Below are 26647 nucleotides of genomic sequence, written 5' to 3'. Positions count from 1 at the left end.
TTTGGCAAGGAGTTAAAAATGAAAAAATTGAGGTTATTGAATTTTATACCGTTATTGATGGCGGTACCATCAATAATTATTGGGGTGATAGCAATGTACACCAATAAAGTACCAATTGCTATTTTTGGTCAAAATATTTTTTGTTTAGTATTAGCTGGAATAATTTCATACTTTGTACTATTAAAAAAATCTAAAGTTAAAAATAATGCAAGCACTAATACCACAACTATTATAGTTGCAGTAATTCTTTTACTTCTAACTTTTATTAGTTCAGGAATAGAAGGAGTTCATAGATGGGTATCTGTTGGGCCAATTAAGTTTTACGTTGCAGTAATTATACTGCCTATTATAATTATAGAACTATGGAAATTGTTACAAATAAGAGATTGGTGGTTTTCAGCTGCTATTACAATAGTTATATCAATTTTACTTGCGATGCAACCAGATGCTTCTATGCTAACTGCATTTGCTATTTCAATGATACTATTGTTGTGGAATAAGATTAATAACAATATTTTTCGTTTTTGTATTGTAGTATTACTTTCTGCGTTGATTATTATTTCATGGGTATTTTTAGATGCATTACCACCGGTATCTTATGTTGAAAATATAGTTAGTTTGGTAGCGAATATGGGAATAATATGGCTTAGTTTAGGGGTTATTTCTCTTGTAATATTGCCATTGCCATTTATATTTTTTTCACCAAAAAAATATAAATCGTTATCAGTAAGCATTGGGATGTATTTTATAATTATTTTAATTTCTACTCTATTTGGAAATTTTCCAGTTCCATTGATGGGATACGGAGTTTCCCCTATAATAGGATATTTTATATCTATAACTTGGTTCGCAAAATCCAAAATTAATTCATAAGGTTCATATAGTCTGAATTATTTACACATAAACCATCTATATTATTTGTTGAATATAGGGGGTTTATGTGTGTGAATTTATAAGTAATTATAGGTACAAAAAATAATCGGTTTTGTATTTTGCACCTCATAATGGAAGGAGTTGTTGAAAGTCAGCTTTTTTTTAATGACATCTATAAAATGATTATTATAGTATTTATATAAGTGGTACATAAGGCAAGAAAATATAAAAGCAGAAAGGATTTAGTAAATACTTGTAGAATAGATATAAGATTACAAATGAAACTAAAAATATTAGATGGGTTTCCATAAATGAATTAAAAGATATGTTAGATAATAATGAAAATGGATTTTATCCAATGCATGTAGCCACATTAAAGAAATTTATAGGTGAGAGGTAGAAAAAGGGGTGAATACAAATATATATTTAGTAAGACATGCCATGTCTAGCTATACTTCAGATGAACTAAATCGGCCATTATCAGAAAAGGGATATAGAGATGCAGAGAGGATAAGGTCAATTTTGTTAACTGAAAATATAGATACTGTTTTATCAAGTCCATATAAACGTGCAATTCAAACAGTTGAAGGTATAGCAAAACAAATTGGTACTGAGATAATACTTGAGGATGGATTTAAGGAAAGAAAAATAGCAGAAGGCTTAGTAGAGAATTTTGAAAGTGATATAACTAAATTGTGGACAAATTTCAATTATGCTTTTAAGGGTGGGGAGTCAAATCTAGAAGCACAAAACAGAGGGATTCTTTCACTTAATAAGGTGCTAAATAAGCATTATGGTAAGAATATTGTTATTGGTACTCATGGCAATATTATGGTTTTAATAATGAATTTTTTTGATAGTAAATACCACTATGACTTTTGGAAACATCTTAGCATGCCGGATATTTATAAGTTGAGCTTTGATGATAATAAGCTTGCAGAAGTAAAAAGAATATTTAAAGATAAAACATAACTTTATATATAATAATTCTAAATGATTAAACTTACATTTATATTTTATATAATATAAATGTTAAAGATTAAAGGGGTATAGATGAATAATATAGGAAAAAGAATAATGGTAATAGGTTCACCGGGTAGTGGCAAGAGTACATTTTCAAGAAAACTTGCAGGGGTAGTAGGCCTCCCACTTATTCATCTTGATAAAGAGTTTTGGAATAATGGCTGGATTGAGACCCCAAAGGAAGACTGGGTAAAAAAACAAAAGTGTTTAATATTAGGCTGTGAATGGATAGTAGATGGTAATTATGGTGGTACCATGGATATTCGTCTTGAAAAAGCTGATACAGTAATTTGTTTTAAATTAAGTAGGACAGTATGTTTGCTGAGTTATTTTAAACGAGTTATAACAAACATAAATAAAGTAAGGCCAGATATGCCAGAGGGTTGCCGAGAGAAGATTGACTTTGAATTTATGAAATATATTTGGAATTTTCCTAAGGAATCAGGACAAGCAAATATAAATAAACTCGAAAAAAGTAAAGATAAACAAATAATAGTATTTAAAAATAGAAGGCAAGCAAAGCAGTATATTATAGAAATATCTAATGGAAAAAAAGAAGAGGTAACCTGAAATAGTTTCAAAGTTTATAGGACCAAAGTTACTTTAAGTGTTGATGTATGAACTATCAATGTAAGAAAAAATTATGACATATATTTGAACCGGAAAGTGTGTTAGAATAGGGAATATAGAGCAGAAAGTTATTAATTGAGCAAATATTTATTAATGACATATTTAAAATAAGGAGGCAAAATACAATGGATTTAATAAAAGAAATATATGAAAAAGATATTGGGTACAATTACGAAAGTATAAATATTTCATATAAGATTAGGAAAGCATCAAGATCAATTGTAGTAAATGATTCACAGAAAATAGCCTTATTATTTGTATCAAAGAATAACTATCACAAGCTACCAGGCGGAGGAATTGAAGCAGGTGAGGACATTAAAACTGCTTTAAATCGTGAAGTAATGGAAGAAGCTGGAGTTAATATTGATGTTTTAGGTGAAATTGGAACAATCATAGAATATAGAGATAAGCATGAATTATTACAAATATCATATTGCTATTATTCTGAGGTAAAAGGGGATATTAAAAAGCCATCATTTACAGAGGTCGAAAGAAATAGTGGTTTTCAACTAAAATGGGTGACCTTAGATGAAGCTATATCTATTCTTGAAGATGATGCACCAGATAATTATCTTGGGAGATTCATTCAGAGTAGAGATTTAATGTTTCTAAAGAGTGCCAAATGTCTTTTAAACAGTAGCAATATATAATAACTATTTGATATTATTTTATTATAGTCAGGGGATGGGTGAAAATTGAAAATATATATAACAAGACATGGAGCAACGGAGTGGAATAAAGAGGGTAGGATGCAGGGTTGGCAAGATTCAAATTTAACCGAAATAGGTGTTAATAACGCTAAAAAGCTAGGTGATAGTTTGCAATCTGTAGATTTTGATTATATTTATTGCAGTCCATTGGGGAGAGCTTTTGACACAGCAAAATACATTAGAGGAAATAAGGATACTGAGATAATTAAAATTGAAGATTTAAAAGAAATGGGATTTGGTATATGGGAAGGTATGGACCATGAAAAAGTAAAAGAGCTATATCCTACCCAGCAGTTTAATTTCTGGAGCAAGCCTCAATTGTATGAACCTATAGATGGAGAAAGCTTCCATGAATTGATCCACAGGGTAAAAAAAGCATTATATGATATTATAAATAATACTACTGGTGAAAATATTTTAATAGTAACCCATACAGCTGTAATAAAGGCAATCTATTCAATAATCAAGAATTATTCTATTGAGGATTTTTGGAGTAAGCCCTTTATGTATGATACATGTTTAACAGTACTGGAAGTGGAAGATAAGAAAATTGAAATTATTTTAGAGGCGGATATTTCACATTTAGATTAGAATATGTTTAGTGCGAATAATACAAAGAATTTTAAGGGAATCCATTTTAGGATTCCCTTAGTTTAAGGTTAGGGCATTAAGGGAAGCCTAGATTTATACAATGCAATGTAATAATCAATAATTATACCTAATCCAATACCAATAGCATAGGCTAATAAGTCAGTATATAAAAATACATATCCTAACACCAAGCCACCCAAAGTTGTTTTCCTCATATCATCTATCCAAATAGCATGATACAATTGGCTTATTTCAATAATATAGCAAAATGATATTCCCATCAATGCAACTAACTTTGTTTTCGTACCCTTAAAAATAAAACCAAAAGCAAGAAAAATCATTAACGCCCACAGAGCATCACCCAAATATGTATTCAAAAAATCTGGTATGACAGTAGCCATCTTTCTCGAGCATAATCCTAAAATAATTACAATTATTATCATGAATCCATAAAATAGCCTATTGCGTTTATAAATCATATTTAACCTCATTCCAAATTATTCTTTTAATTTCCTATTTTTTATTCTTACAATTTTTGTTGTTTAGCTAATCTATGCCGCGTTTCAAATTGCTTAGTACCTCTATTAACTATAATTATAGCATGTTGTAAAGTTTGTTTACGTAAATTCCCATGAAGTTTGCATCTCAAGGTAAAATTTCCATACTTTATATGATTGAAGAAATTGGAGAAGCAATTGCAATAATAAAAAATAAAAAATACCTTTACATTTCCTCCAAATGGTGATAATATAACTTTAATTTAATAAATCAATTAATTCTCATCAAGAGAGGTAGAGGGACTGGCCCTATGACACCTCGGCAACCGTCAGATATCATTAGTCTGAAAAGGTGCTAATTCCTGCGCTAAGTTCCTTAGAAATTGGCGGAAGATGAGAGAGGTGCCTTGTAATTTTATACCTCTTTCATCATTTATACTGATGGGAGAGGTTTTTTGTTTTTAAAATAAGTTTGAAATAAAATTTAATATTCTCTTATCAAGAGAGGTGGAGGGACTGGCCCTATGAAACCCGACAACCAGTATCATATATGATACATGGTGTTAAATCCTGCAGTATTGCTGTGAGATAAGAATAAGTTTGGCATTAGAGCCCAAGTTTATTCTTGGGTTCTATTTTTTTTAGAAAAATAATTTCGAGTAGCGATAATTGCAATAAAAAAAATAATAAGTTATGAAGAGGAGATGAGGTTTTATGATTAAAGTTTGTGACGTAAGTAAAAGTTTTTCCAATGAGAAAGTATTAAGTAGTGTTTCTTTTACAGTGGAGGAAGGCGATATTTATGGAGTGATTGGCCACAGTGGTGCTGGCAAATCCACTTTACTTAGATGTTTTAATGGGCTTGAATCCTATGATACAGGTAGCATTAATATAATGGGCAAAGAAGTAAAGCAGTTAAGTTCAAAAGAGCTTAGGGAATTTAGAAAAAATGTAGGTATTATATTTCAAAGCTTCAATTTGATTAACAGAAAAAATGTTTTTGAAAATATAGCATTTCCACTGGAAGTATGGGGAACTGATAAAAGTCTTATAAAAAAAAGAGTAGATAGCTTAATAGAATTAGTTGGACTTAATGATAAAGTAAATAGCAATATACGCGAACTTAGCGGAGGACAAAAGCAAAGAGTTGGAATTGCAAGAGCATTGGCACTTAATCCGAAAATATTACTTTGTGATGAAGCTACCTCTGCATTAGATCCTAAAACTACAAAATCTATATTGGAGCTTTTAAGAGATATCAATAACAAATTTAATATAACAATTATCGTGGTTACACATCAAATGGAGGTGGTAAAAGAGATTTGTAATAAATTTATTCTTTTAGAAGGAGGTGAGATTAAAAGTAGCGGTATTACAGATGAATTATTTATTAGACCAACAAGTGAAATGAAAACACTTATAGGAGAGGAAGAATTATTACCTAGTACAGGGCATAACATTAAAATATTTTTTCCGAAAGAAATTAGCCAGAGTTGCGTAATAACTTCCATAGCCAGGGAGTTAAATGTAGATTTTTCAATAGTATGGGGCAGGCTTGAAAAATTCAGAGATAATGTAATGGGAAGTCTTATAATAAATGCAAGTGATGAAAATAGGGAAAAAATATTAAAATATTTAGATGAAAAATCTATAGAATGGGAGCTTATTAATTGTTTATTGAAGAAGGATGAATATAAGGAGGGGGGAATATAAATGCTATTTAAAGATGTTTTACTACCTGCACTTTTAGACACAATATATATGGTAGGGGTGTCTACAATTTTTACGGTTATTTTAGGGTTTATTGCAGCGGTGGGGCTTATTATAAGTAGTCCTAAAGGGCTAAGGCCAAATGTTCTAATTTATAAAAGCTTAAACTTAGTAGTAAATATACTTCGTTCTTTTCCGTTTATTATATTAATGATATCTATATTCCCTTTAACCAAACTTATTGTTGGAACAACCATAGGTACTAATGCAGCTATAGTTCCATTAACTTTAGGAGCAGCTCCTTTTGCCGCAAGAATAATAGAATCTGCACTACTGGAGGTTGATTACGGAATCATTGAAGCGGCTAAATCTGTTGGTGCAAAAACCTATCAAATTATATTTAGGGTTATGGTAAAAGAGGCAATGCCATCTATAGTTCTTGGAGTTACTTTAACTATAATAAATATTATAGGTTACTCAGCTATGGCTGGGACAATTGGTGGCGGTGGCCTGGGAGATGTAGCAGTAAAATATGGCTACTATAGATTTAAAACAGACATTATGATATACACTGTAATTATTTTAATTGTAGTTGTGCAAATTATTCAAGCCTTAGGAAATTTATTGTACAGAAAAATGATTAGATAAATCTTAAATTATACAAATGCGAGGGGGATAACAATTAATAATTGTTATCTACACCACAGAAATACGAGGGGGAAAATTAAAAATGAAAAAAATATTAACTGTATTATTAACAATAGTTGTAATCTTAACAGTAAGTGGTTGTGGAGCAAAAAAAGAAGTGGCTGCACCTGCAAAGGTAGCACCTGAGAAAAAAATCATAAAAGTAGGTGCTTCACCTGTGCCTCATAAAGAGATATTAGAGGTAGCAGCGCCAATCCTTGCAAAAGAAGGATATACACTTGAAATAGTAGAATTTACTGACTATGTAACACCAAACACCGCGCTAGCTGAAGGACAAATAGATGCTAATTTCTTTCAACATGTACCTTATTTGCAATCTTTTAGTAAAGAAAAAAATCTAAAACTTGACTATACTGTAAAGGTTCATCTAGAACCTATGGGCGTGTATTCTAGTAAATATAAAAAACTCAGTGATTTAAAAGATGGTGCTGAAATAGCTATTCCAAGTGATCCTACAAATGGAGCAAGAGCACTTAGAGTACTTGAAAATGCTGGACTCATAAAATTAAAAAGTGGTGAACTTATTTCAAAACTTGATATCACAGAAAATACAAAAAAACTTAAAATAACTGAACTAGATGCGCCTCAACTTCCAAGGATATTAAAAGATGTGGACGCAGCGGTTATAAATTCAAATTTTGCTATAGAGGCTAAATTAAATCCAGAAGCGGATTCACTAGCAATTGAATCAAAAGATTCTCCTTATGCAAATGTGCTTGCAGTTAGAAGTGAAGATAAAACTAAACCCTACATACAGGCACTTTCAAAGGCATTAACTTCTCCAGAAGTTAAAAAATTCATCCAGGATAAATATAAAGGAAATATAATTCCAACGTTTTAGGCACCAGCTTAGAAATAAAGTGCCACCTACGTGGCACTTTATAAATTAGATACAAGGTAAACTCACTTTCAAGTGTGAACTCACTTTTAAGTGTGAACTCACTTTTAAGTGGCAAGTTTTTTTAAAATAAGATGCCTTAAAAGAGGAAACCTATATCATTTATAGAATACTTTAGTATACACAATTATTTTCTCTTAGGAGAAAGAAGGAGGCATTTTATGAAAATGTTAAAAGGTACAAAAACAGCTGAAAATCTAATGAAATCATTCGCAGGTGAATCACAAGCTAGGAATAGATATACTTATTATGCGTCTGTAGCGAAAAAAGAGGGATATGTACAAATATCTAATATATTCACAGAAACAGCAGGCAATGAGAAAGAGCATGCTGAAAGATTTTTTAAATTTTTAAGCACAAGTTTAAATGGAGAAGTGGTAGAAATTAATGCTACATATCCTGTAGGACTATCAGATACTAAGTCAAATTTATTGTGGGCAGCAAATGGAGAAAAAGAAGAATGGTCAGAGCTTTATCCAGAATTTGCAAGAGTTGCAGAGGAAGAAGGATTTGCTGATGTTGCCTTTGTTTACAGAAAAATTATTGAGGTTGAAAAGCATCATGACGAAAGATATAGACAATTATTAAGCAATATAGAAAATAATTCAGTATTCAATAAAGATACAGCAGTTAATTGGATATGTAGCAACTGTGGTTATATTTTTGAGGGAAAAAGTGCTCCAGAAATTTGCCCAGCCTGTGCACATCCAAAAGCATACTTTGAGATATTAGCTGAAAATTATTAATATAAGGTAGATATAAGAATGGGAAATGGATTATTAATAAGATAATCCATTTCCCATTATTTTATTTATAAAATGATTATTAATTTCTAAATTGATTTTAAATAAAACAGTGAAATTATACAACTTGCCACTTGCCATGTGGATGGCACTTTATTTTGGTAAACTATCAATGTATTCTACCATTTTAGATTGATTCTCCACTAATATTTTTTGATTTTGAATTAATATATCCATTTTCTTATGCAAATCTTGAATTATTAATTCAGATTTAAGATTTATTTTATAATCATTTGTTGATTTTATTCTATCCTTATCTTCCTGTCTATTCTGACTCATCATGATTACAGGAGCTTGTATAGCGGCAGTGCAAGACAGCACTAGATTAAGAAGTATAAATGGAAACGGGTCAAATAAATTTTTGAACATGGAATTTAATACTATCCATATTGCTATAATTGATAATGCGATTATTATAAAACTCCAGCTTCCTACTGATGCAGCTATTTTATCAGCCATTTTATTTCCGAAAGTAAGAGTCTGTGCATGAGCAATCACGTTATCTTTGGATATTTTATTTCCAATTAATTCATGTAGTAGTTCTTCTTCAATATCGTTAAAAATTTCTCCTTGTTCTAATATTTCATTTACGATTTTTTCGGTATCTGATTTTTCTTTTTCATTTTCCATGTAAATATTCCTCCTTATATAACTTTAAAATGTATATACAATTTGATTTAAAATAAAAATAGGTTATGGTTCATGACTTTATTTAAGTTATTATACTATACTTCCCATTTTATAAATAGATGGTTAATTTGGGTGGCACTTTTTTTCAAAAGCAGTTGACAAAGGGATCACTTAGGAATATTATACTCATATACCCATATGGATATATTATATATTATTATTTGCTTTAAAGGATGTGAAACGGATGGAAAAATTATTGAACTTATTTAAAGTGTTATCTGATGAAACACGTATGAGAATTTTGGTGCTTCTATATCATAAAAAACTTTGTGTATGCCAAATTCAAGGAATACTAGAAGAAGGTCAGCCTAAAATTTCAAAGCACTTAGGTAAACTTCGCGATATGGGCTTTGTAAAAGATGAAAGACAAGAACAATTTATATACTATTACATAGATAAGGATAATGAGCTTCTTAAAGACATATTGGAGAAAATAATTACAAATTCAGAAGATTACGATACCATAAAAAAAGATTTAAAAAACCTTCAAAAGGGGGATGAGTATACAGAAATGTTTAAAAATAAATGCAATCCTAATAGTTAAAGATATATTTCGGAAAATAATGAACAATTGAGAAGGTATGATTTAGTTTCACAATATAAATGAAAAAATATTATACAGGTAGGTGACAAGAATGAATGTAATATCACAAATATTTAGTTGGATAAATAATGAGATTTTAAAAATGACTTGGCTCTCAAATCTTATTAAGGGACTTGTAGAAAATGTATTCGGGTTATCAATTAAAGAAAGATTAGGTGGCAGTGTACATTTTTTCATTTATGACACCATAAAAATATTTATATTGTTATCAGTATTGATTTTCCTTATATCCTATATCCAAAGTTATTTTCCACCAGAAAGAACAAAAAAACTTCTTGGAAATATTAAGGGTATCAAGGGAAATATACTAGGGGCATTACTTGGAACAATTACACCATTTTGTAGTTGCTCTAGTATTCCAATATTTATTGGATTTAACGCAGCAGGACTACCCCTTGGAATAACTTTTTCATTTCTTATATCTTCACCACTAGTAGATTTGGCATCATTATTAATTTTAATGTCTTTCTTTGGTGCGAAAATTGCTATAGCCTACGTTGTTGTAGGACTAATTTTAGCAGTAGTAGGTGGAAGCATTATTGATAAATTAGGGCTTGAAAAGTATGTAGAAGGTTATGTGAAAGAGATAGAAAATGTGGATGCAGAAATAATTGGGATGACAAGAAATGAACGAATATCTTATTCAAAGGAGCAAGTTAAAGATGTATTTCATAAGGTTTGGCTGTATGTTTTAATAGGGGTGGGTATTGGAGCTGCAATTCACAATTGGATACCTCAATCAATAATAGAAACTGTAGTTGGAAATAACAATCCATTTGCAGTATTACTAGCTACTGCCGTTGGCATACCAATGTATGCTGACATATTCGGAACCTTACCAATAGCAGAAGCGTTATTTGGTAAAGGTGTAGGAATTGGTACAGTATTATCCTTTATGATGGCAGTAACTGCTCTTTCACTTCCATCAATAATTATGCTTAGTAAGGTTGTTAAACCTAAATTATTAGCCATATTTGTGGCTATAGTTGCAACAGGTATAGTTATAATAGGATATTTATTTAATGCGTTTTCATTTTTATTAGTTTAACGACATTTCAGAAGGAAAGTATCCCACTTATATAAGTGGGAGTTACAAGCTATAAGATATAAAAAAACTTCAGCAAGAGTCTAAATCTCCTTCTGAAGTCGTTAATATTGCAGCATCGCAGATGATGATTTAGTACTAGAAAAATATAATAAAATTGTGCTCTACATTTGCACAATAATATAAATTTATGGGGATAACAATTAATAGTTGGTATCTACCAAATAGAGATCAAGGAGGATTTATTATGGTAATTAAAGTTTTAGGTTCAGGATGTTCAAGTTGCAAGAAATTAGAGGAAAACACAAGAAAGGCAGTAGAGGAGTTAGGTATTGAGGCAACTATAGAGAAAGTTGAAGACTTTAAACAAATAATGGCTTATGGAGTTATGAAAACCCCAGCTCTTGTAGTTGATGAAAAAGTAAAGATAATGGGAAGAGTACCATCAGCTGAGGAAATTAAGAAATATTTATAATTAAAAGGACACAAATCTTGTTAGTATAATTGGCAAGTATTTGTGCTTTTTTCTTTTATGACGTCATTATATATAAAGAGTATATAAACAAAGGAATATTTGGTCACAACACTAAAACATCCATATATAAAAGCATAAGATTTATATTGACGTATTATTAAAATATAGTTAATAGTGTGGTAATATTAATGGATTTAGAAGGGGATATTATGATAAGGTATTGACAAAATAGGCACTTAACATTAACATATGAGTATAAGCGAATATACGAATATTAAAATTATATTTTAAGATTAAAATTATTATATATAACAAAAAGGAGGATTATTTTATGAAGCCCAAAGTAGCATTTATATGTGTTCACAATTCTTGTAGGTCACAGATGGCAGAAGCACTGGGAGTGATGATTGGATCAGCGGTGTTTGAATCTTATTCAGCAGGTACTGAAACTAAGCCTCAAATTAACCAAGATGCGGTGAGAATAATAAAGGATTTATATAAAATAGACATGAATGAAACTCACACATCCAAATTAATTGATGATATCCCACAAGCTGATATTGTAATAAAAATGGGATGTAATGTAGTTTGTCCAATAATGGCTCACAGGCATGAAGAAGATTGGGGACTAGATGACCCTACTGGAAAATCTGATGCTGAATTTATAAAGACAGCAAGAATAATCGAAGAGAAAATAAAAGATTTAAAGAAAAGAATTGGAAATAATGAAATTGATTTAAGTGGAGAAGTGGTGTGGTAGGGGTACCTATCTATCAATTATTAACTGAAAATTGTTTAAAAGAAACTAATAATAGTTGAGTAAATATAGTAACAAATCTGTTTTAAAAGAATAGTATATGAGTACATGAGTATATAAAAATACGCTAGGAGGTGAAAATAGTGGTTGATATATTTAAAGCATTAGCAGAAGAAAATAGACTTCGTATACTATCACTCCTTATGGACGGCGAAATGTGCGTATGTGAAATTGAGCAGTGTCTGAATATGACCCAATCAAATGTTTCTAGGCATTTAACGGCGCTTAAAAAGTGTGGAATACTTGAGGGATACAAAAAAGCACAATGGGTATATTACAAAATAGATAACAGCTTTATAGAAAAAAAACCTGATTTGTTTGCTTATTTAACAAAAGAATTGAAACAATTACCTGGTTATAACAGTGATTGCGAAAGATTGTGTAAATGTAAACTTCAAGACTTATGTAATAACAAAATAGAAACATAATTTATTGGCAGTGTAAATATAAAATTATTGTGAAATTAAGGGGTGATTAATTATGAGTCAAGCTAAAAAATCGGATATGGGATTTTTTCAAAGGTATTTAACAGTTTGGGTTGCAACTTGTATGGTAGTAGGCGTGCTTATTGGAAAGTTTATTCCGAAAATTCCAGAATTCCTAAATCAGTTTGAATATGCCAAGGTTTCCATCCCCACCGCTATACTTATTTGGGTAATGATTTATCCCATGATGATGAAGGTAGACTTTCAAAGCATTAAGAATGTTAGGAAGGAGCCAAAGGGTTTGTATATAACCTGGATAACAAATTGGCTTATAAAACCATTTACCATGTATGCAATATCTTCATTTTTCTTTTTTGTTGTATTTAAAGCATTTATCGCACCAGAACTAGCTACTCAATATCTTGCAGGAACCATATTGCTAGGAGCGGCTCCCTGTACTGCTATGGTATTTGTTTGGAGTTCTCTTACAAAAGGTAATCCAGCCTATACCGTTGTGCAAGTAGCCACCAATGATTTAATTATATTAGTTGCATTTATACCTATAGTGAAACTCCTATTGGGGGTTAGCAATATTGCGGTACCTTTGCGTACACTGATTTTATCAGTGGTTTTATTTGTTGTTATTCCTCTAGCTTTCGGAATTTTGACAAGGATTATGATGACGAAGAAAAGAGGCCTAGAATATTTTGAAAATACCTTCCTTCATAAGTTTGATAATGCAACTACTGTTGGATTACTACTTATGTTGGTATTGTTATTCTCATTCCAAGGTGAAACCATTTTAAACAATCCATTACACATTTTATTGATTGCGGTGCCACTAACTATTCAAACATTTTTGATTTTCTTTATTGCTTATTTAGCAAGTAGAAAGCTAAAACTAACACATGATATTGCAGCACCTGCTGGAATGATTGGGGCATCAAATTTTTTTGAATTATCAGTTGCCGTTGCCATTGCTCTGTTCGGTATGGATTCTCCGGCAGCGCTTGCTACAGTTGTAGGGGTATTAACTGAAGTGCCAGTAATGCTGATTCTTGTAAAAATAGCAAACAAAACTAGTAATTGGTTTCCACAGCCAGTAGCTCATAATAAATAATAATTAAGAGTATTAAATATATTAAAGATGCTAAAAGTATTAAAGTAATAAAATGATTGGAGAGATTAATAATGAAAAAAATGCAAATATTTGAAAAAGCAATGTGCTGTTCCACAGGACTTTGTGGAGTAGGGGTTGATCCTGAGCTTCTTAGGGTTTCAACTGTTCTTAATGCATTAAAAAAGAATGGTGTTGAGGTGCAGAGATTTAACCTCTCAAGTTCACCACAGGAGTTTGTGGATAATAAAGTAGTGAATAATTTCATAAACGAGAAGGGTATTGATGACCTACCGGTTACTATCTTAGAGGGTGAAATTGTGTTAGTAGGAAGATATCCAACAAATGGAGAATTAATGAAACTTTTAAATGTTCCAATGAGTTTTTTAGGGGAAAAACCTAAAAGTTTTAAAATAAAAGCGGCGCCTAAATCAGGAGGATGTGGTTGTGGCAACGGTGACTGCTGTTAATACTATACTTGTAGTTTATGAAAATTGAAAATTACGCAAATACCAAACCAATCCACTATGGAGTGGTTTGGTATTTTAAATTAATAATGAAACTGGAGGTAATTAAATATGGAAATTTTCAATCCACAAAATATTAAACTTACAAAATACTTATTTTATACAGGCAAAGGTGGTGTAGGAAAAACTTCTACGGCTTGTGCTACGGCAGTTAACCTTGCTGATAGAGGGAAAAAAGTGCTTCTTATAAGTACAGATCCTGCATCAAATCTGCAGGATGTTTTTAACACTGAACTTACTAATAAGGGTATCTCAATTAAGGAAGTACCAAATCTAGTTGTTGCGAACCTTGATCCCATAAAGGCAGCAGCAGAACACAGAGAGAGCGTTATTGCACCTTATCGTGGGAAATTACCTGATGCAGTGCTTAATAATATGGAAGAACAGCTTTCTGGCTCTTGCACTGTTGAGATTGCGGCTTTCAATGAATTTTCAAAGTTTATAACGGATGAGAAAGTACAAAAGGAATATGACCACATTATATTTGATACCGCGCCTACTGGTCATACACTTAGAATGCTTCAATTGCCATCAGCCTGGAGCAATTTTATTAGCGAAAACACACATGGTGCATCTTGCTTAGGTCAGCTTTCTGGATTGGAGAGTAAAAGAGAAATTTATAAAAAGGCAGTAGAGACCTTGGGAGATGGAGATTTAACAACGCTTATGCTGGTTTCTCGCCCTGAAATGACACCTCTTAAAGAAGCAGAAAGAGCATCAAAAGAACTTTCAGAAATCGGAGTAAACAATCAAACCATGATAATCAATGGAGTACTGACTTCGTATGATGATAGTGTATCTGAAAGTCTGTACCAAAAACAACAAAAATCACTTAAAGAAATGCCGGAGGGGCTGCAAGGTATTATTACATATATGGTACCGCTTAGAGCTTATAATATAACTGGTATGGAAAATGTGCGTGCATTGCTTACCAAAGACAATTATAGTTTCAGTAGTGAAAAGATAAAGGCGGAAACCATTCCCCAGCTTAAAGATGTTATTGAGGACCTGTACAAAAGTAATAAAAAAGTAATTTTCACTATGGGCAAGGGTGGTGTAGGTAAAACTACAATTGCAGCTGCCATTGCACTAGGATTATCTGCAAAGGGAAAAAAAGTACATCTTACTACAACTGATCCAGCGGCTCATCTCAAATTTATTATTAATGAGAGTAGTAACATCACTATGAGTCGCATTGATGAGCAGGCTGAACTAGAAAAATATAAGCAGGAAGTGCTTTCTAAGGCTAGAGAAAGCATGGCTGATGAGGATATTGAATACGTAGAAGAGGACCTTAGGTCTCCATGTACTCAGGAGATTGCAGTTTTTAGAGCCTTTGCTCAAATAGTGGATAAGTCGGAAGATCAAATTGTTGTTATAGATACTGCTCCAACAGGGCATACTCTTTTGCTACTTGATTCCACACAAAGCTATAACCAAGAAATCAAGCGATCGCAGGGAGACATTCCGCAATCTGTGAAAAAACTGTTGCCAAGGCTCCGTAATGCTGATGAAACTGAAGTCATAATTGTAACTCTTGCTGAGGCTACACCTGTATATGAAGCAATTCGTCTTGAAGAAGATTTAAAACGTGCAAAAATTTCAACAAAATGGTGGATTATAAACTCATCACTGCATGCCACGGGTACTACCAATAAATTGCTTTCTGCAAAGGCAAGCAATGAAATTCAATGGATTAACAAGGTTGACGCAAATACAAAGGGTAAGTTTGCTGTCATAGCTTGGAGCCCTGATGAAATTAAAGGTGACAAGTTAAATGAGTTATTAGTATAAAAGTATATATAATATATTCTAAGATAACTATTGTTTTTAATTATAAATATAGTATAATATATTTATAAAATAGGTGATGGAGTTCACCTTAACTATTGTGATTTTGCAATTAATGACTCCTACTTAGAGCTTGTCTTTAAGTAGGAGTCTTTTATTTTGCAAAAAATATTAAAGAAAAGGTAGTGCTTACAACATGGCAATGAGTTTAGCAATTATTATTATTTTAGGACTAGTATTCAATAAGTTATTTGAAACGTTAAAACTTCCAGGACTGCTTGGAATGCTAATACTAGGAGTTTTACTAGGGCCCTATGGAACAAATCTAATAAGTCCGGACATACTTAAAATTTCTCCGGATTTAAGAAAAATTGCACTTATTATTATTTTATTAAGAGCAGGTCTTGGAATTAAAAAGGACACTTTAAATAAAGTAGGTGTTCCTGCATTAAAAATGAGCTGCATACCTGGTATTTTTGAAGGGCTTAGCATTATGTTTATAGCAAGTTATGTACTTGGAATATCGAAAATTGAGGCTGGGATGCTTGGTTTTATAATAGCCGCGGTTTCACCTGCAGTAGTTGTACCACCTATGCTTAAATTTATATCCAGAGGCAAAGGAGAAAAGAAAGGTATACCCACAATAATACTTGCAGGGGCATCAATTGATGATGTTTTTGCAATAACTATATTTTCAACCTTTTTAGGCTTATATAGCGGTAAAAATGTAAATATTCCAATGAAAATATTAGATATTCCTATATCTATCTTACTTGGAATAGCATTGGGTGTAATTGTAGGGATTATATTAACGTTAATATTTAAAAAATATCACATGAGAGATACTAAAAAAACTTTTATATTAATAGCTGCAGCAATTATGCTTACAGGAGTTGAAGATGTTTTTAAGGAGATAGTACCCATTGCAAGCCTTCTAGGTGTAATGACTATTGGGTTTATCTTATTAGAAAAGTATTCTAAAGTAGCAAATAGGCTGTCGTTAAAACTTAATAAGGTGTGGGTAATTGCAGAAATTCTTCTTTTTGTATTAGTGGGAGCACAGGTTAATATATACGTTGCCGTAAGTTCAGGCGTATTAGGATTAATTATTATTCTCCTTGGTTTAGTAGCTAGAAGCATAGGGGTGTTAGTATCACTCATGGGAACTGATTTAAATGCAAAAGAGAGACTGTTTTGTGTGATTTCCTATATTCCTAAAGCTACTGTGCAAGCAGCCATGGGAGCTGTACCTCTAGCTGCTGGAGTTAAATCCGGGGAAGTTATATTAGCAATTGCCGTATTATCTATATTTATTACAGCTCCACTAGGAGCTATCGGCATTAAAATATCAGGAGAAAAATTATTGCCAGAGGATTAAGATACATGAAAATAAATAAACATCCCATAATTACTTGTTTTTTTCACTGTATCAAAACTTATAAAATGGTTAATAATTATAAATGGTTATAATAATTTTCAGCTCTCTATAAAATAGCCATATTATAACAAATATAATATTATAAATCAATATAAATTGTAATATAAGTTGATTATATATATAATAGGAGTGCATAAGAAAAAAACACGCATTGGATATAATAATATTATTCATATTATACAAGGAGGAAGGTAAATGAATCTAGATGTAAACACGCCAATTGACGACCTGTTAGAGACCTGGGCTACCTATTCACAAAAGCTTTTCTACACTATGCTAACTTCCAAATCAGAAATCGAAGAATTTAATAAAGTAAAGTTAGTTCTAAAAACAAAAGGAATTACAAATCTAGAGATACATAATGTTTACGACAAAGAATATATTTTGCACTATACTAAGCAAGGTGGACTATTTAAAAAGACATTTATTTTAGAAAAATAATTAAATAACTTAAAATGCAACTTGCAGGGAAAATAATACACACTAGTATTAAGTGGTATATTTCTTTGGAGTTGCATTTTTAGCGTTATAAAGTGGACAATTATTTCTATATATAGAACTATTTTAGTAAGTTTAAAATACAAAAAAAACACCGTAAGCAAGTCTAAAATTATCTGTGAATGATAGGTAATTCAAGGGTTTAAGAATGCTAAAACAAATTGGTGAGAATAGCTTTTAAGAATAATTCATACTGTAGAAAGTGTTATTTTTGGGTTGAGAAATTATTTCTCAACCTTTATTATTTTATAATCGAATATAATCAAATGTAATATGGTATAATTATATTTAATTAGTATAATTGAATTCTTTATAAATGTATTAAAGTTAATCATATTTAGTTTGATAATTAAAATATTATAAAATATATAGATAAATAAAGAGAGTGATGTTTACTTAAAAAGCAACACTTTGAAATATAGGTTTATTTAAAAATAATTTAAGAAAGGAAAAAACAACTGTACTAACAAAATATAAAAAAAGGTAGGTGAAAATCCTGATTTATGGTTAGTTAATAGGAAGAAAATACTTGGATAGTGTGTTTTTATGACGGTACTGTTTTTATAATAGACCTGTTAGTATAAAAGAACTAACCTAAGCAGTTTAATCCTGTGATACACCATGCTGTTTAGTCGACAGAACGAAAATATTGGATAAATAGATTGCTTAATATTTAGAAATCGGGAAAATATTGAATAATAATTATAAAAGTAAAGTTAAAAACAAAATCAGAATTATTCCACTAGGTGGACTTGGAGAGATTGGAAAGAATATTACTGCAATAGAATATAAAGATGAGATTGTTGTTATAGATTGTGGAATTTCATTTCCAGATGCAGATATGTATGGGGTGGATTTAGTTATTCCTGATGTAACATATCTTCTAGAGAATAGAGATAAGGTAAAAGGAATTTTTCTAACTCACGGTCATGAGGATCATATAGGAGCGTTACCTTATATTTTAAAACAAATTAATGTTCCTGTGTATGGAACACGTTTAACCTTAGGACTTGTGGAAAATAAGTTACAAGAACATGGGATAATGGCAGACTGTACGCTAAATGTAGTAAAACCCGGTGATATTGTAAAGTTAGAAAAGCTCAGTGTAGAGTTTATAAGAGTTAGTCATAGTATAGCGGACGCTTGCTCTATTGCTATACATACGCCTATCGGAAGAATTATACACACAGGAGATTTTAAGATAGATTATACTCCAATTGATGGGCAAGTTATAGATTTAGAGCGATTTGCAAAATTAGGTGGGCAAGGAGTACTACTTTTAATGGCTGATAGTACTAATGTTGAACGTACTGGTTTTACTATATCTGAGAAAGTAATTGGAGAATCATTAAATAAATTATTCCAAAAAGCAGATGGTAGAATAATAGTAGCCTCATTTGCATCAAATATCCATAGAATACAACAAATTGCTAATGCTTCAATCTCGGTTGGAAGAAAAATAGCATTTAGTGGAAGAAGCATGGAGAGAATCTCACAAGTGGCTATGGATCTGGGATATTTGCATATACCACAGGAATCTATAATTACCGTGGCAGAAATTCATAATTACCCTGATGAAAAGGTAACAATAGTAACTACTGGTAGTCAAGGGGAACCGCTTGCAGCACTCACAAGAATGGCATCATCTACACATAGGAGTATTGAAATACAAAAAGGTGATTTAATTATTATATCCGCATCACCTATTCCAGGAAATGAAAAATTCATATATAATGTTATAAATGAATTATTCAAAAAGGGTGCCAATGTAATATATAATACTACTGAAGAAATTCATGTTTCTGGGCATGCTTGCCAAGAAGAATTAAAATTAATTCACACATTAGTTCGTCCTAAATTTTTTATGCCAGTACATGGTGAATATAGACATTTAAAACAACATGCACAACTTGCAGAAAAAATAGGAATGGACCCAGCAAATATTTTTATTGGTGAAACAGGACAAATTTTAGAAGTATCACAAAATGAATGTAAATTTGCTGGAAGAGTGCAAACTGGAGCTATAATGGTGGATGGACTTGGCGTAGGAGACGTTGGGAATATTGTACTTAGAGACAGAAAACACTTAGCAGAAGAAGGTATTCTTACTGTGGTAGTTACTATAGAAAGAGAATCTTATAGTATACTAGCAGGGCCGGATATAATAACTAGAGGATTTGTGTACATGAAAGAATCCAATGAGCTTATTAATGAAGCTAGGGATATTGTCAGAAAAGAGTTAGAGCAGTGTTTAAACAATAAAATTAAAGAATGGGCAGTAATAAAGTCTTGTATAAGAAATGCATTAGGTCAGTTTTTATATATAAAAACTAAGAGAAGACCTATAATTATACCAATAATAATGGAAATATAATAAAAACTAAATAAAAAAACCAATTCTTAGTTTAATTAAGAATTGGTTTTTTTATTTAGTTTTTATTTAATGGATCACTAACGCTCTATATTTTACAATAATGCATCTTTTTTAATCTATATTTAATTTGTATTTATAATAGTTAAAAAAAAAAAAAATATTATATAATATTGTAAAAACGTGTAAATATATGTATAATAGAAATATCAACCATTAATATAAATGCATTTAATAGAGATAGAGTAATTTAACTATTTTGAAAGCGAGGTGTGTATGAGTAATTTAACTCTTGATAATATTACAATGGAAGATCTAAATACAAGAATCAATGATTTAAGAGATATTTTAAATGAAATATGCTGTACAGACCAAAATGCCGATGGAGAAGACGAAAGGCTCGCTGCAAGTAGAAGTTTAGACAAATTAATTGTTGAATATATGATGGGAATTGGGAAATAAGGGATAGCCACTTAGAAAATTATATAAGAAAGTCATGAATATGAAAATTAAAAAAATATATTACATAGGGGGATAAATATGAATGTTTTTCTAGCTAGGCAACCTATTCTTGATAGATATGACAAATTATTTGGATATGAACTATTATTTAGAGATAGTGAAAAAAATATATACCAAAGTGAGGATGGCGATAGAGCAACTATCGCAGTTATAAAAAATAGCTTTGTAGATATAGGAATGGATAAAGTAACAGGGGGTAAAAAGGCTTTTATTAACTTCACCGAAAATATATTAAAATCAGATATTTTTGAGGTATTGCCCCCGGAATCAGTTATAGTTGAGATATTGGAGGATATAGAACCTACAGAGGAAATATTAGAGCTATGTAAAAAATTGAAAACACTAGGGTATACTATAGCTTTAGATGATTTTGTTTATTCTGATAAATATAAAAAACTTATAGAGATAGCAGACATTATTAAAGTAGATTTTCAAATAACTAAAGGCGCAGAAAGAAAAAAAGTAATGGAACAGGTAAACTCTGAAAATATAAAATTTCTTGCAGAAAAAGTTGAAACTATGGAAGATTTCAATGAAGCGGTGTCACTGGGATATACATATTTTCAAGGTTATTATTTTAGTAAGCCCACAATGCTTTCGGGTAAAAGAATGTCAGAAAACAAGGCTATTTATATGAAACTATTACATGAAATCAGTAGTAATAATTTCGCTATAGATGGCATCGAGAGTTTAATAAAAAAAGATATATCATTATCTTTTAAACTATTAAAACTTATAAATTCAGCAAATTACAGTTTTGTAAATCAAGTAAAGTCAATGAAACAAGCATTGGCACTTCTTGGAGAAAAAGAGATAAAAAAGTGGCTATATTTAATGGCTTTTAGCAATATGGGAGAAGATAAACCAGAAATTTTAATAATTAACTCTTTAACAAGAGCAAGGTTTGCAGAATTAATAGCTAGTAAAGTTGGAAAAAAACTTAATCCTTTTAATGCTTATTTGCTAGGAATGTTATCTATGATAGATTTGCTATTAGATAGGCCACTGGAGGAAATACTCAAGGAGCTATTGATACCCATTGAAGTAAAGGATGCTTTAAATGGCATTAATGATAATGACTACAGTGGATTACTTAAATTAATTATAGCCTATGAAAATGGACAATGGGATCAAGTATCAAAAATTTCAAAAGAACTTAATTTAGATGAAAATTGTTTGCCTAATGCATACTATGAGGCTATTTTCTTTATGAAAATTTAGGTGCAACTCACGTGGCAAGTTGCATATTGATGTCGAATTATGATATATGATTTCAAGATGTTGTAAGTTATAAATGAAAAATGGAGTGGTTTTAAATATAAACCATTCCATTTTTTTTATTTCAGGAAATTCTATTATTTTGTGACATTAGCTATATTATAGGGAATAAAATATATGCATTAAACTAAAAACAATGTATAATTAATATGAGTTATAAGAATCGTAGCCATTCATATATAAATGAAAATTATAAATAATCTTAAAGGAATCATAGAAAATCCACAAAGAACCATAAAAATTTTACTATAAACCAGGATTTATAAAGGAGTCTTGTATGGAAATTATCGAAGTAATTAAAGAAAGATTGTCTATATTTAAAAATTTGTATGATACAGTAAGAATTGTAAATCCGTATATTAAGAAAGTTGTGAATTTTGGGGAAGATAATACTGAAATAGTAGAAGGATTATGTTTTGATTTTTGGAAAACAGATGGATTTTGCAACAACTGCATCTCTATGAAAACTTGTCTTGAAAATGATACTTTTATAAAGATGGAGATTACAGATGGCAAAATTTTCATTATTATTTCATCTCCTGTTACTATAGAAAATAAGGTATACATTGTAGAGATGATAAAAGATATATCACAAACGGGAAGTATAATGAATAATGAAAAAAATATAAATAACATTAAAAGTTTAATAAAAGAAATTAATGATGCTGATATAATGGATGAATTGACAGGACTATATAATGAAAAGTAACATAAATTTCAAAAAAATATGTTACTTTTTTTATAGTAGAAAATTTAAATTTTCAATGGAATAAACTTAAAGCCCACGGTATTTATGGTCTATATATTCTTTGCTTTTTTTATTTCCAGCTATTCTGTTTATATCTTTCTGCTTTCTTTCAATGAGTTTAGCTTCCTTTTGCAGGGCTGAATAGCTTTTAAATCTTTTTTCATCAATAATTTCATCTTCAATAGCTTGCTTTATGGCACAACCTGGCTCATTTTTATGCATACAATCTGAGAACCTACATTGGGAGCTTAATGCTTCTATATCCTCAAAGGCTTCACTTATGCCTTCAGTGCCACCCCATAGCTGTAGTTCTCTCATTCCGGGGGTATCTATCATAATAGCACCACTATCTAAAATGAACATCTCTCTAGAGGTTGAAGTGTGTCTGCCTCTGTCATCATACTCTCGTACTTCATTTGTCTCTTGAATAACTTCTCCTGCCAGGTAATTAAGCAAGGTAGATTTTCCAACTCCTGAAGAACCAAGTAATGCAATGGTTCTACCGGGCTTCAAATATTGATTTAAATCATCCATACCTATACTATCAACGGTGCTTACTACGTGAATTGGTACGCCAGAGGCCACTTTTTCCGTTTGACTTAATTTTGAAGCCAAATCCACACATAAGTCAGCCTTACTAAGCAAAATAACTGGAGCAGCCCCACTTTCCCAGGCCATAATTAAATATCTCTCTATTCTTCTTGCATTAAAATCCTTATTTAAAGAATTAACAAGAAAAACTGTATCTATATTTGAAGCAACAATTTGCTGCCTAGTATTAATTCCTGCAACCTTTCTGGAAAACTTGCTTTTTCTAGGAAGCACTGTATGAATGGTAGCTCTCATTTCAGAAGTTCGAAGACTTGCTACTACAAAGTCTCCAACTGTTGGAAATTCATCACTGTCCATTGCTCCGTGTCTTAATTTACCTGATATTTCCGATAGCATTTCTCCCTGCTCTGTATAAAGTTTATAAATATGCTTATGCTCTGCAAAAACTCTTGCTACGGTATAACCATCCTCTATAAAAGTCTCAAATTCTTCTTTATAAAATTCGTTCCAGCCTAATTGTTTTAAACTATAAATAAATATCCTCTCCTATGCATTTAATTTTTCATTATTCATATTAATAATCACCTGCGGTGCTACGATAACAAGGACTTCAGAAGGAGATTTACAGTCCCACTTAAATCTGCACCCTGTTATAGTGATTCTTTCCACTTTAAGAAACTGTGGACTTACCTTCTGAAATGCCATTGGAAATTATCTTTCTAATGCTATCTTCTGATAGATTATAAGATTCTGTAAGTTTAGAAATTGTAGTTCCATTTTTATAAAATTCATATATTTCCATATTACGCTGTCTTAGAATCTTTCGAGTGCCATTATTTTCACCCCAACCCTTCCGTACATTATCCTTTTTTGGAATATATATAATTTCACCTTGAATATATTTTTGTAGTTCCTTTAAAAGAGCTGACGGCAATACATCTTTCCCATTCTTGTAACACAATATTAAATTCCTCCCCCTTATTTTCAATGTTATTTAATAGTGTTTTAGAACTTTTCATTGAAACCGCCTCCTATATTTATTTGTATGGATAACAAATCTGAATTGTTAGCCTGTTTATTTTTCTATATAAAAATCCCGTGGATATAAAAACCATCCACGGGAATATTAAAAAAGGCAATAAAAAAAACACGATAACTTCGTGCATTCTGCCAAACTTTAAATTCATTTTAACGTTTCAGATGACGGTTATTAATTACATTTCGAAAGCACAAAAAACAAAGGGTTAATAAGCCCCGTTTTATATTTTATAGATAGAACAAAAAAAAATTCTACAAAATTTTATACTGCCTTCGAATAATATTTAGTTATTGATAAAGTACCTCAAAAGCCTTAATTAAATTTATCATATAACAACATCCTCCTTCATCTGAATTATTTAATTAAATTGATTATTCTCACAATTTTATTCTATTATAGAACTGTGCTTGTGTCAATAAGAATTGGTGCCACCCAGGTGGCAAGTTGATATAAAAGGAGGCAGGTCGCCTCCTAGTATTCATATGAGGTAGCCAACAAGTCACCTCATATTTAATGGTAACTTTTAACCTTTTTAGGTCAAAAGCCACCTCCTAGTAATTATCAATATTATCATCTCCTTTCACTAGATTACTGCCTGTGTTTATTATTGCATATTTTAAGTTGAATTCTCAAGTTAAAGAACTATTATAATTGTTTTTTCCTAAAAATTCACAATGAGTTTTAATATGTAAAGTAATTTTTATTTACTGGTATTTAAATAAAATGAGCCTCAACAATTGTTGAGGCTCATTTTACTTAAATATTTTACAGTTACAATTTAATTATTCCTATTGAATTTAAGAAAACAATTATAAGTAGAATTGGTGTTATAAATTTAATAAATACATATAAAACATTTATTATACTAGCGTTATTTAAAGTTCCTTGATTTGATAGCTCTAGTTTAAAATCTTCCCTTTTAACAAAGTATCCAATGAAAATTGCTGTTAAAAGTCCCCCTACTGGAAGTAATATATTGGAAGATAAGTAATCAAAGGATTCGAAAAATCCCTTTTGACCTAATATATGAATATTACCAAGGACACTTGAGGAATCAGCAGATAATGTTGCCAAAATTCCAATTGACATCATTATGCCTGTTGTAAGTAATACCGCTGTCTTTTTGCCCATACCCTTTTCTTCCGTAAAATATGCAACTGGAACTTGAACATTAGATATCATTGCTGTTGTAGCTGCAATAGCAGTTAATAAGAAAAATGCTACTAATAATATATTACCAAAAGGCATTTTTGAGAATACAAGTGGTATTGTTTTAAATAAAAGCCCAGCACCTTCACTAGGTTTCATACCAAATGAGAATACAGCTGGGAATATTGCAATTCCTGCTAGGATTGAAACTAATGAGTCAGATAATGCAACTCTTACTGAAGTTGCTATCATATTGTTGTTTTGTGTAAAATAACTTCCATAGGTAATCATAATTCCCATTCCTAATGATAATTTGAAAAATGACAGACCAAGAGCAGTTAATATAACAGATCCATTTATCTGTGAAAAATCTACATGGAATAAAAATTTTAATCCTTGTGATGCGCCTGGAAGTGTTAATGCAGTTATATCACATATAAGAATTAATATGAATAATACAGGCATAAGTGTTTTTGTTATTCTTTCAATACCATTTTTAACTCCTGCAATTAAAATTATAGAAACGACTATAAGAACTATAAACTGCCATATAAGTGGAGGCATTGGTCCAACTAGTGTTGACGCGAATTTTGCTGAGGATGTAGCTGAAGTAACCCCTACAAAGTCACCTTTTATTGCTTTAAAAACATAGGAATAAACCCAACCAGCAACACAACTATAGAAAAACATAATTAGAAAGGCTGAAACTACTCCTATAAATCCAATACTTTTCCAACCTTTAGCAGCTTTTAACTCTTCAAAGGCTCCAACTGCATTTTTTCTTGATTTTCTACCAATATAAAATTCACATACCATAATTGGAATACCAACTAATGCAACACATAAAACATATATTAAGAGAAACGCGCCTCCGCCCTTAGCTCCTGTTAAATAAGGCACTTTCCATATATTACCTAAGCCTACTGCTGAACCTAATGTTGCGAAAAAAACTGCAAATCCTGATGAAAAGGTCTCTCTCTTTTTTTTCTCCGACATTACAAAATCACTCCTCTTTATATTTAATTAAATCATCAGCTTCAAAGCTGAAATGTTAACGACTTCATAAAGGATTTAAATTCCTTATGAAGTTTTATTTTAGCTATAGTATACATCTCCCG

Annotated in this window: 28 protein-coding genes and 3 riboswitches; of the genes, 23 read left to right on the top strand and 5 right to left on the bottom strand. The window is 30.9% G+C overall.

Annotated elements, in window-relative coordinates; translation table 11 throughout:
* Positions 1 to 18: 18 nt before the first annotated feature.
* From Ctaglu_RS13455 to Ctaglu_RS13435, 5 genes are all read left to right on the top strand, one after another.
* Positions 19 to 873, top strand: a complete 855-nt coding sequence (locus Ctaglu_RS13455; RefSeq protein WP_125002510.1) for a cell division protein — start codon at positions 19 to 21, stop codon at positions 871 to 873.
* 408 nt (positions 874 to 1281) lie between these two features.
* Positions 1282 to 1845 (top strand): histidine phosphatase family protein, encoded by a 564-nt coding sequence (locus tag Ctaglu_RS13450; protein ID WP_125002508.1) that lies wholly within the window; start codon positions 1282 to 1284, stop codon positions 1843 to 1845.
* 81 nt (positions 1846 to 1926) lie between these two features.
* Positions 1927 to 2466, top strand: a complete 540-nt coding sequence (locus tag Ctaglu_RS13445) for a DNA topology modulation protein (RefSeq protein WP_125002506.1) — start codon at positions 1927 to 1929, stop codon at positions 2464 to 2466.
* Positions 2467 to 2651: 185 nt separating this feature from the next.
* Positions 2652 to 3176 (top strand): NUDIX domain-containing protein, encoded by a 525-nt coding sequence (locus Ctaglu_RS13440; RefSeq protein ID WP_125002504.1) that lies wholly within the window; start codon positions 2652 to 2654, stop codon positions 3174 to 3176.
* Between the two features lie 45 nt (positions 3177 to 3221).
* A complete protein-coding gene (locus tag Ctaglu_RS13435; RefSeq protein WP_125002502.1) occupies positions 3222 to 3827 on the top strand; it encodes a histidine phosphatase family protein in 606 nt (201 codons plus the stop codon).
* A 68-nt stretch (positions 3828 to 3895) separates the two neighbouring features.
* Here Ctaglu_RS13435 and Ctaglu_RS13430 read toward each other — a convergent pair whose 3' ends face one another.
* Positions 3896 to 4306 (bottom strand): ribosomal maturation YjgA family protein, encoded by a 411-nt coding sequence (locus tag Ctaglu_RS13430; protein ID WP_125002500.1) that lies wholly within the window; start codon positions 4304 to 4306, stop codon positions 3896 to 3898.
* 297 nt (positions 4307 to 4603) lie between these two features.
* Positions 4604 to 4724, top strand: a riboswitch (SAM riboswitch).
* Between the two features lie 92 nt (positions 4725 to 4816).
* Positions 4817 to 4919: riboswitch (SAM riboswitch) on the top strand.
* 119 nt (positions 4920 to 5038) lie between these two features.
* Here Ctaglu_RS13430 and Ctaglu_RS13425 point away from each other — a divergent pair.
* The 4 genes from Ctaglu_RS13425 to rbr all read left to right on the top strand — a co-directional run bounded on the left by Ctaglu_RS13425 (position 5039) and on the right by rbr (position 8386).
* The gene (locus Ctaglu_RS13425) at positions 5039 to 6037 is read left to right on the top strand and encodes a methionine ABC transporter ATP-binding protein (protein WP_125002498.1); all 999 of its coding nucleotides are present in this window, start codon (positions 5039 to 5041) and stop codon (positions 6035 to 6037) included.
* Positions 6038 to 6682, top strand: coding sequence for a methionine ABC transporter permease (locus Ctaglu_RS13420; RefSeq protein ID WP_125002495.1), 645 nt, complete (start codon positions 6038 to 6040; stop codon positions 6680 to 6682).
* A gap of 82 nt (positions 6683 to 6764) precedes the next feature.
* Positions 6765 to 7583, top strand: coding sequence for a MetQ/NlpA family ABC transporter substrate-binding protein (locus tag Ctaglu_RS13415; RefSeq protein ID WP_125002493.1), 819 nt, complete (start codon positions 6765 to 6767; stop codon positions 7581 to 7583).
* Between the two features lie 218 nt (positions 7584 to 7801).
* Entirely contained in the window at positions 7802 to 8386 is a 585-nt protein-coding gene (gene rbr / locus Ctaglu_RS13410) for a rubrerythrin (protein ID WP_125002491.1), read from the top strand.
* A gap of 150 nt (positions 8387 to 8536) precedes the next feature.
* On the opposite strand, the gene Ctaglu_RS13405 is transcribed toward rbr, so the two are convergent.
* Positions 8537 to 9073 (bottom strand): DUF1003 domain-containing protein, encoded by a 537-nt coding sequence (locus tag Ctaglu_RS13405; protein WP_125002489.1) that lies wholly within the window; start codon positions 9071 to 9073, stop codon positions 8537 to 8539.
* A gap of 244 nt (positions 9074 to 9317) precedes the next feature.
* On the opposite strand from Ctaglu_RS13405, the gene Ctaglu_RS13400 reads away from it, so the two are divergent.
* The 14 genes from Ctaglu_RS13400 to Ctaglu_RS13335 all read left to right on the top strand — a co-directional run bounded on the left by Ctaglu_RS13400 (position 9318) and on the right by Ctaglu_RS13335 (position 22750).
* Positions 9318 to 9677, top strand: a complete 360-nt coding sequence (locus Ctaglu_RS13400) for an ArsR/SmtB family transcription factor (protein ID WP_125002487.1) — start codon at positions 9318 to 9320, stop codon at positions 9675 to 9677.
* Positions 9678 to 9768: 91 nt separating this feature from the next.
* The gene (locus tag Ctaglu_RS13395) at positions 9769 to 10785 is read left to right on the top strand and encodes a permease (RefSeq protein ID WP_125002485.1); all 1017 of its coding nucleotides are present in this window, start codon (positions 9769 to 9771) and stop codon (positions 10783 to 10785) included.
* 244 nt (positions 10786 to 11029) lie between these two features.
* The gene (locus tag Ctaglu_RS13390; RefSeq protein ID WP_125002483.1) at positions 11030 to 11257 is read left to right on the top strand and encodes a thioredoxin family protein; all 228 of its coding nucleotides are present in this window, start codon (positions 11030 to 11032) and stop codon (positions 11255 to 11257) included.
* 331 nt (positions 11258 to 11588) lie between these two features.
* Complete coding sequence (locus Ctaglu_RS13385; protein WP_125002481.1) at positions 11589 to 12017, top strand: arsenate reductase/protein-tyrosine-phosphatase family protein; 429 nt, start codon at positions 11589 to 11591, stop codon at positions 12015 to 12017.
* Between the two features lie 140 nt (positions 12018 to 12157).
* Positions 12158 to 12502, top strand: a complete 345-nt coding sequence (locus Ctaglu_RS13380) for an ArsR/SmtB family transcription factor (RefSeq protein WP_125002479.1) — start codon at positions 12158 to 12160, stop codon at positions 12500 to 12502.
* A 52-nt stretch (positions 12503 to 12554) separates the two neighbouring features.
* Positions 12555 to 13619, top strand: a complete 1065-nt coding sequence (gene arsB / locus Ctaglu_RS13375) for an ACR3 family arsenite efflux transporter (protein WP_125002477.1) — start codon at positions 12555 to 12557, stop codon at positions 13617 to 13619.
* A gap of 71 nt (positions 13620 to 13690) precedes the next feature.
* Positions 13691 to 14086, top strand: coding sequence for an arsenite efflux transporter metallochaperone ArsD (gene arsD, locus Ctaglu_RS13370; protein ID WP_125002475.1), 396 nt, complete (start codon positions 13691 to 13693; stop codon positions 14084 to 14086).
* A gap of 108 nt (positions 14087 to 14194) precedes the next feature.
* On the top strand, positions 14195 to 15937 hold the full coding sequence (gene arsA / locus Ctaglu_RS13365; protein WP_125002473.1) for an arsenical pump-driving ATPase: 1743 nt from the start codon (positions 14195 to 14197) through the stop codon (positions 15935 to 15937).
* Positions 15938 to 16000: 63 nt separating this feature from the next.
* Positions 16001 to 16066, top strand: a riboswitch (Fluoride riboswitch).
* A 64-nt stretch (positions 16067 to 16130) separates the two neighbouring features.
* Positions 16131 to 17312, top strand: a complete 1182-nt coding sequence (locus Ctaglu_RS13360; protein ID WP_125002471.1) for a cation:proton antiporter — start codon at positions 16131 to 16133, stop codon at positions 17310 to 17312.
* Between the two features lie 255 nt (positions 17313 to 17567).
* Entirely contained in the window at positions 17568 to 17813 is a 246-nt protein-coding gene (locus tag Ctaglu_RS13355; RefSeq protein ID WP_125002469.1) for a hypothetical protein, read from the top strand.
* Between the two features lie 748 nt (positions 17814 to 18561).
* Positions 18562 to 20244, top strand: coding sequence for a ribonuclease J (locus Ctaglu_RS13350; protein WP_253199233.1), 1683 nt, complete (start codon positions 18562 to 18564; stop codon positions 20242 to 20244).
* Positions 20245 to 20517: 273 nt separating this feature from the next.
* On the top strand, positions 20518 to 20703 hold the full coding sequence (locus Ctaglu_RS13345) for a Spo0E family sporulation regulatory protein-aspartic acid phosphatase (protein ID WP_125002464.1): 186 nt from the start codon (positions 20518 to 20520) through the stop codon (positions 20701 to 20703).
* Between the two features lie 78 nt (positions 20704 to 20781).
* Positions 20782 to 21984 (top strand): EAL and HDOD domain-containing protein, encoded by a 1203-nt coding sequence (locus Ctaglu_RS13340; RefSeq protein WP_125002462.1) that lies wholly within the window; start codon positions 20782 to 20784, stop codon positions 21982 to 21984.
* Positions 21985 to 22318: 334 nt separating this feature from the next.
* Complete coding sequence (locus Ctaglu_RS13335) at positions 22319 to 22750, top strand: hypothetical protein (protein ID WP_125002460.1); 432 nt, start codon at positions 22319 to 22321, stop codon at positions 22748 to 22750.
* Between the two features lie 66 nt (positions 22751 to 22816).
* Here the strand turns inward: Ctaglu_RS13335 and rsgA are convergent, their stop codons facing one another.
* The 3 genes from rsgA to Ctaglu_RS13320 form a co-directional block, all read right to left on the bottom strand.
* Complete coding sequence (gene rsgA, locus Ctaglu_RS13330) at positions 22817 to 23737, bottom strand: ribosome small subunit-dependent GTPase A (RefSeq protein ID WP_233439779.1); 921 nt, start codon at positions 23735 to 23737, stop codon at positions 22817 to 22819.
* Positions 23738 to 24011: 274 nt separating this feature from the next.
* Positions 24012 to 24302: a CD3324 family protein gene (locus tag Ctaglu_RS13325; RefSeq protein ID WP_125002456.1), complete on the bottom strand. Its 291-nt coding sequence runs from the start codon at positions 24300 to 24302 to the stop codon at positions 24012 to 24014.
* An 849-nt stretch (positions 24303 to 25151) separates the two neighbouring features.
* A complete protein-coding gene (locus Ctaglu_RS13320) occupies positions 25152 to 26525 on the bottom strand; it encodes a sodium-dependent transporter (RefSeq protein ID WP_125002454.1) in 1374 nt (457 codons plus the stop codon).
* Positions 26526 to 26647: the final 122 nt, after the last annotated feature.

Origin of the sequence: Clostridium tagluense (genome assembly GCF_003865095.1) — a bacterium.
Classification (GTDB): domain Bacteria; phylum Bacillota; class Clostridia; order Clostridiales; family Clostridiaceae; genus Clostridium_AD; species Clostridium_AD tagluense.
This window is presented reverse-complemented; position numbering and strand designations above follow the sequence as displayed.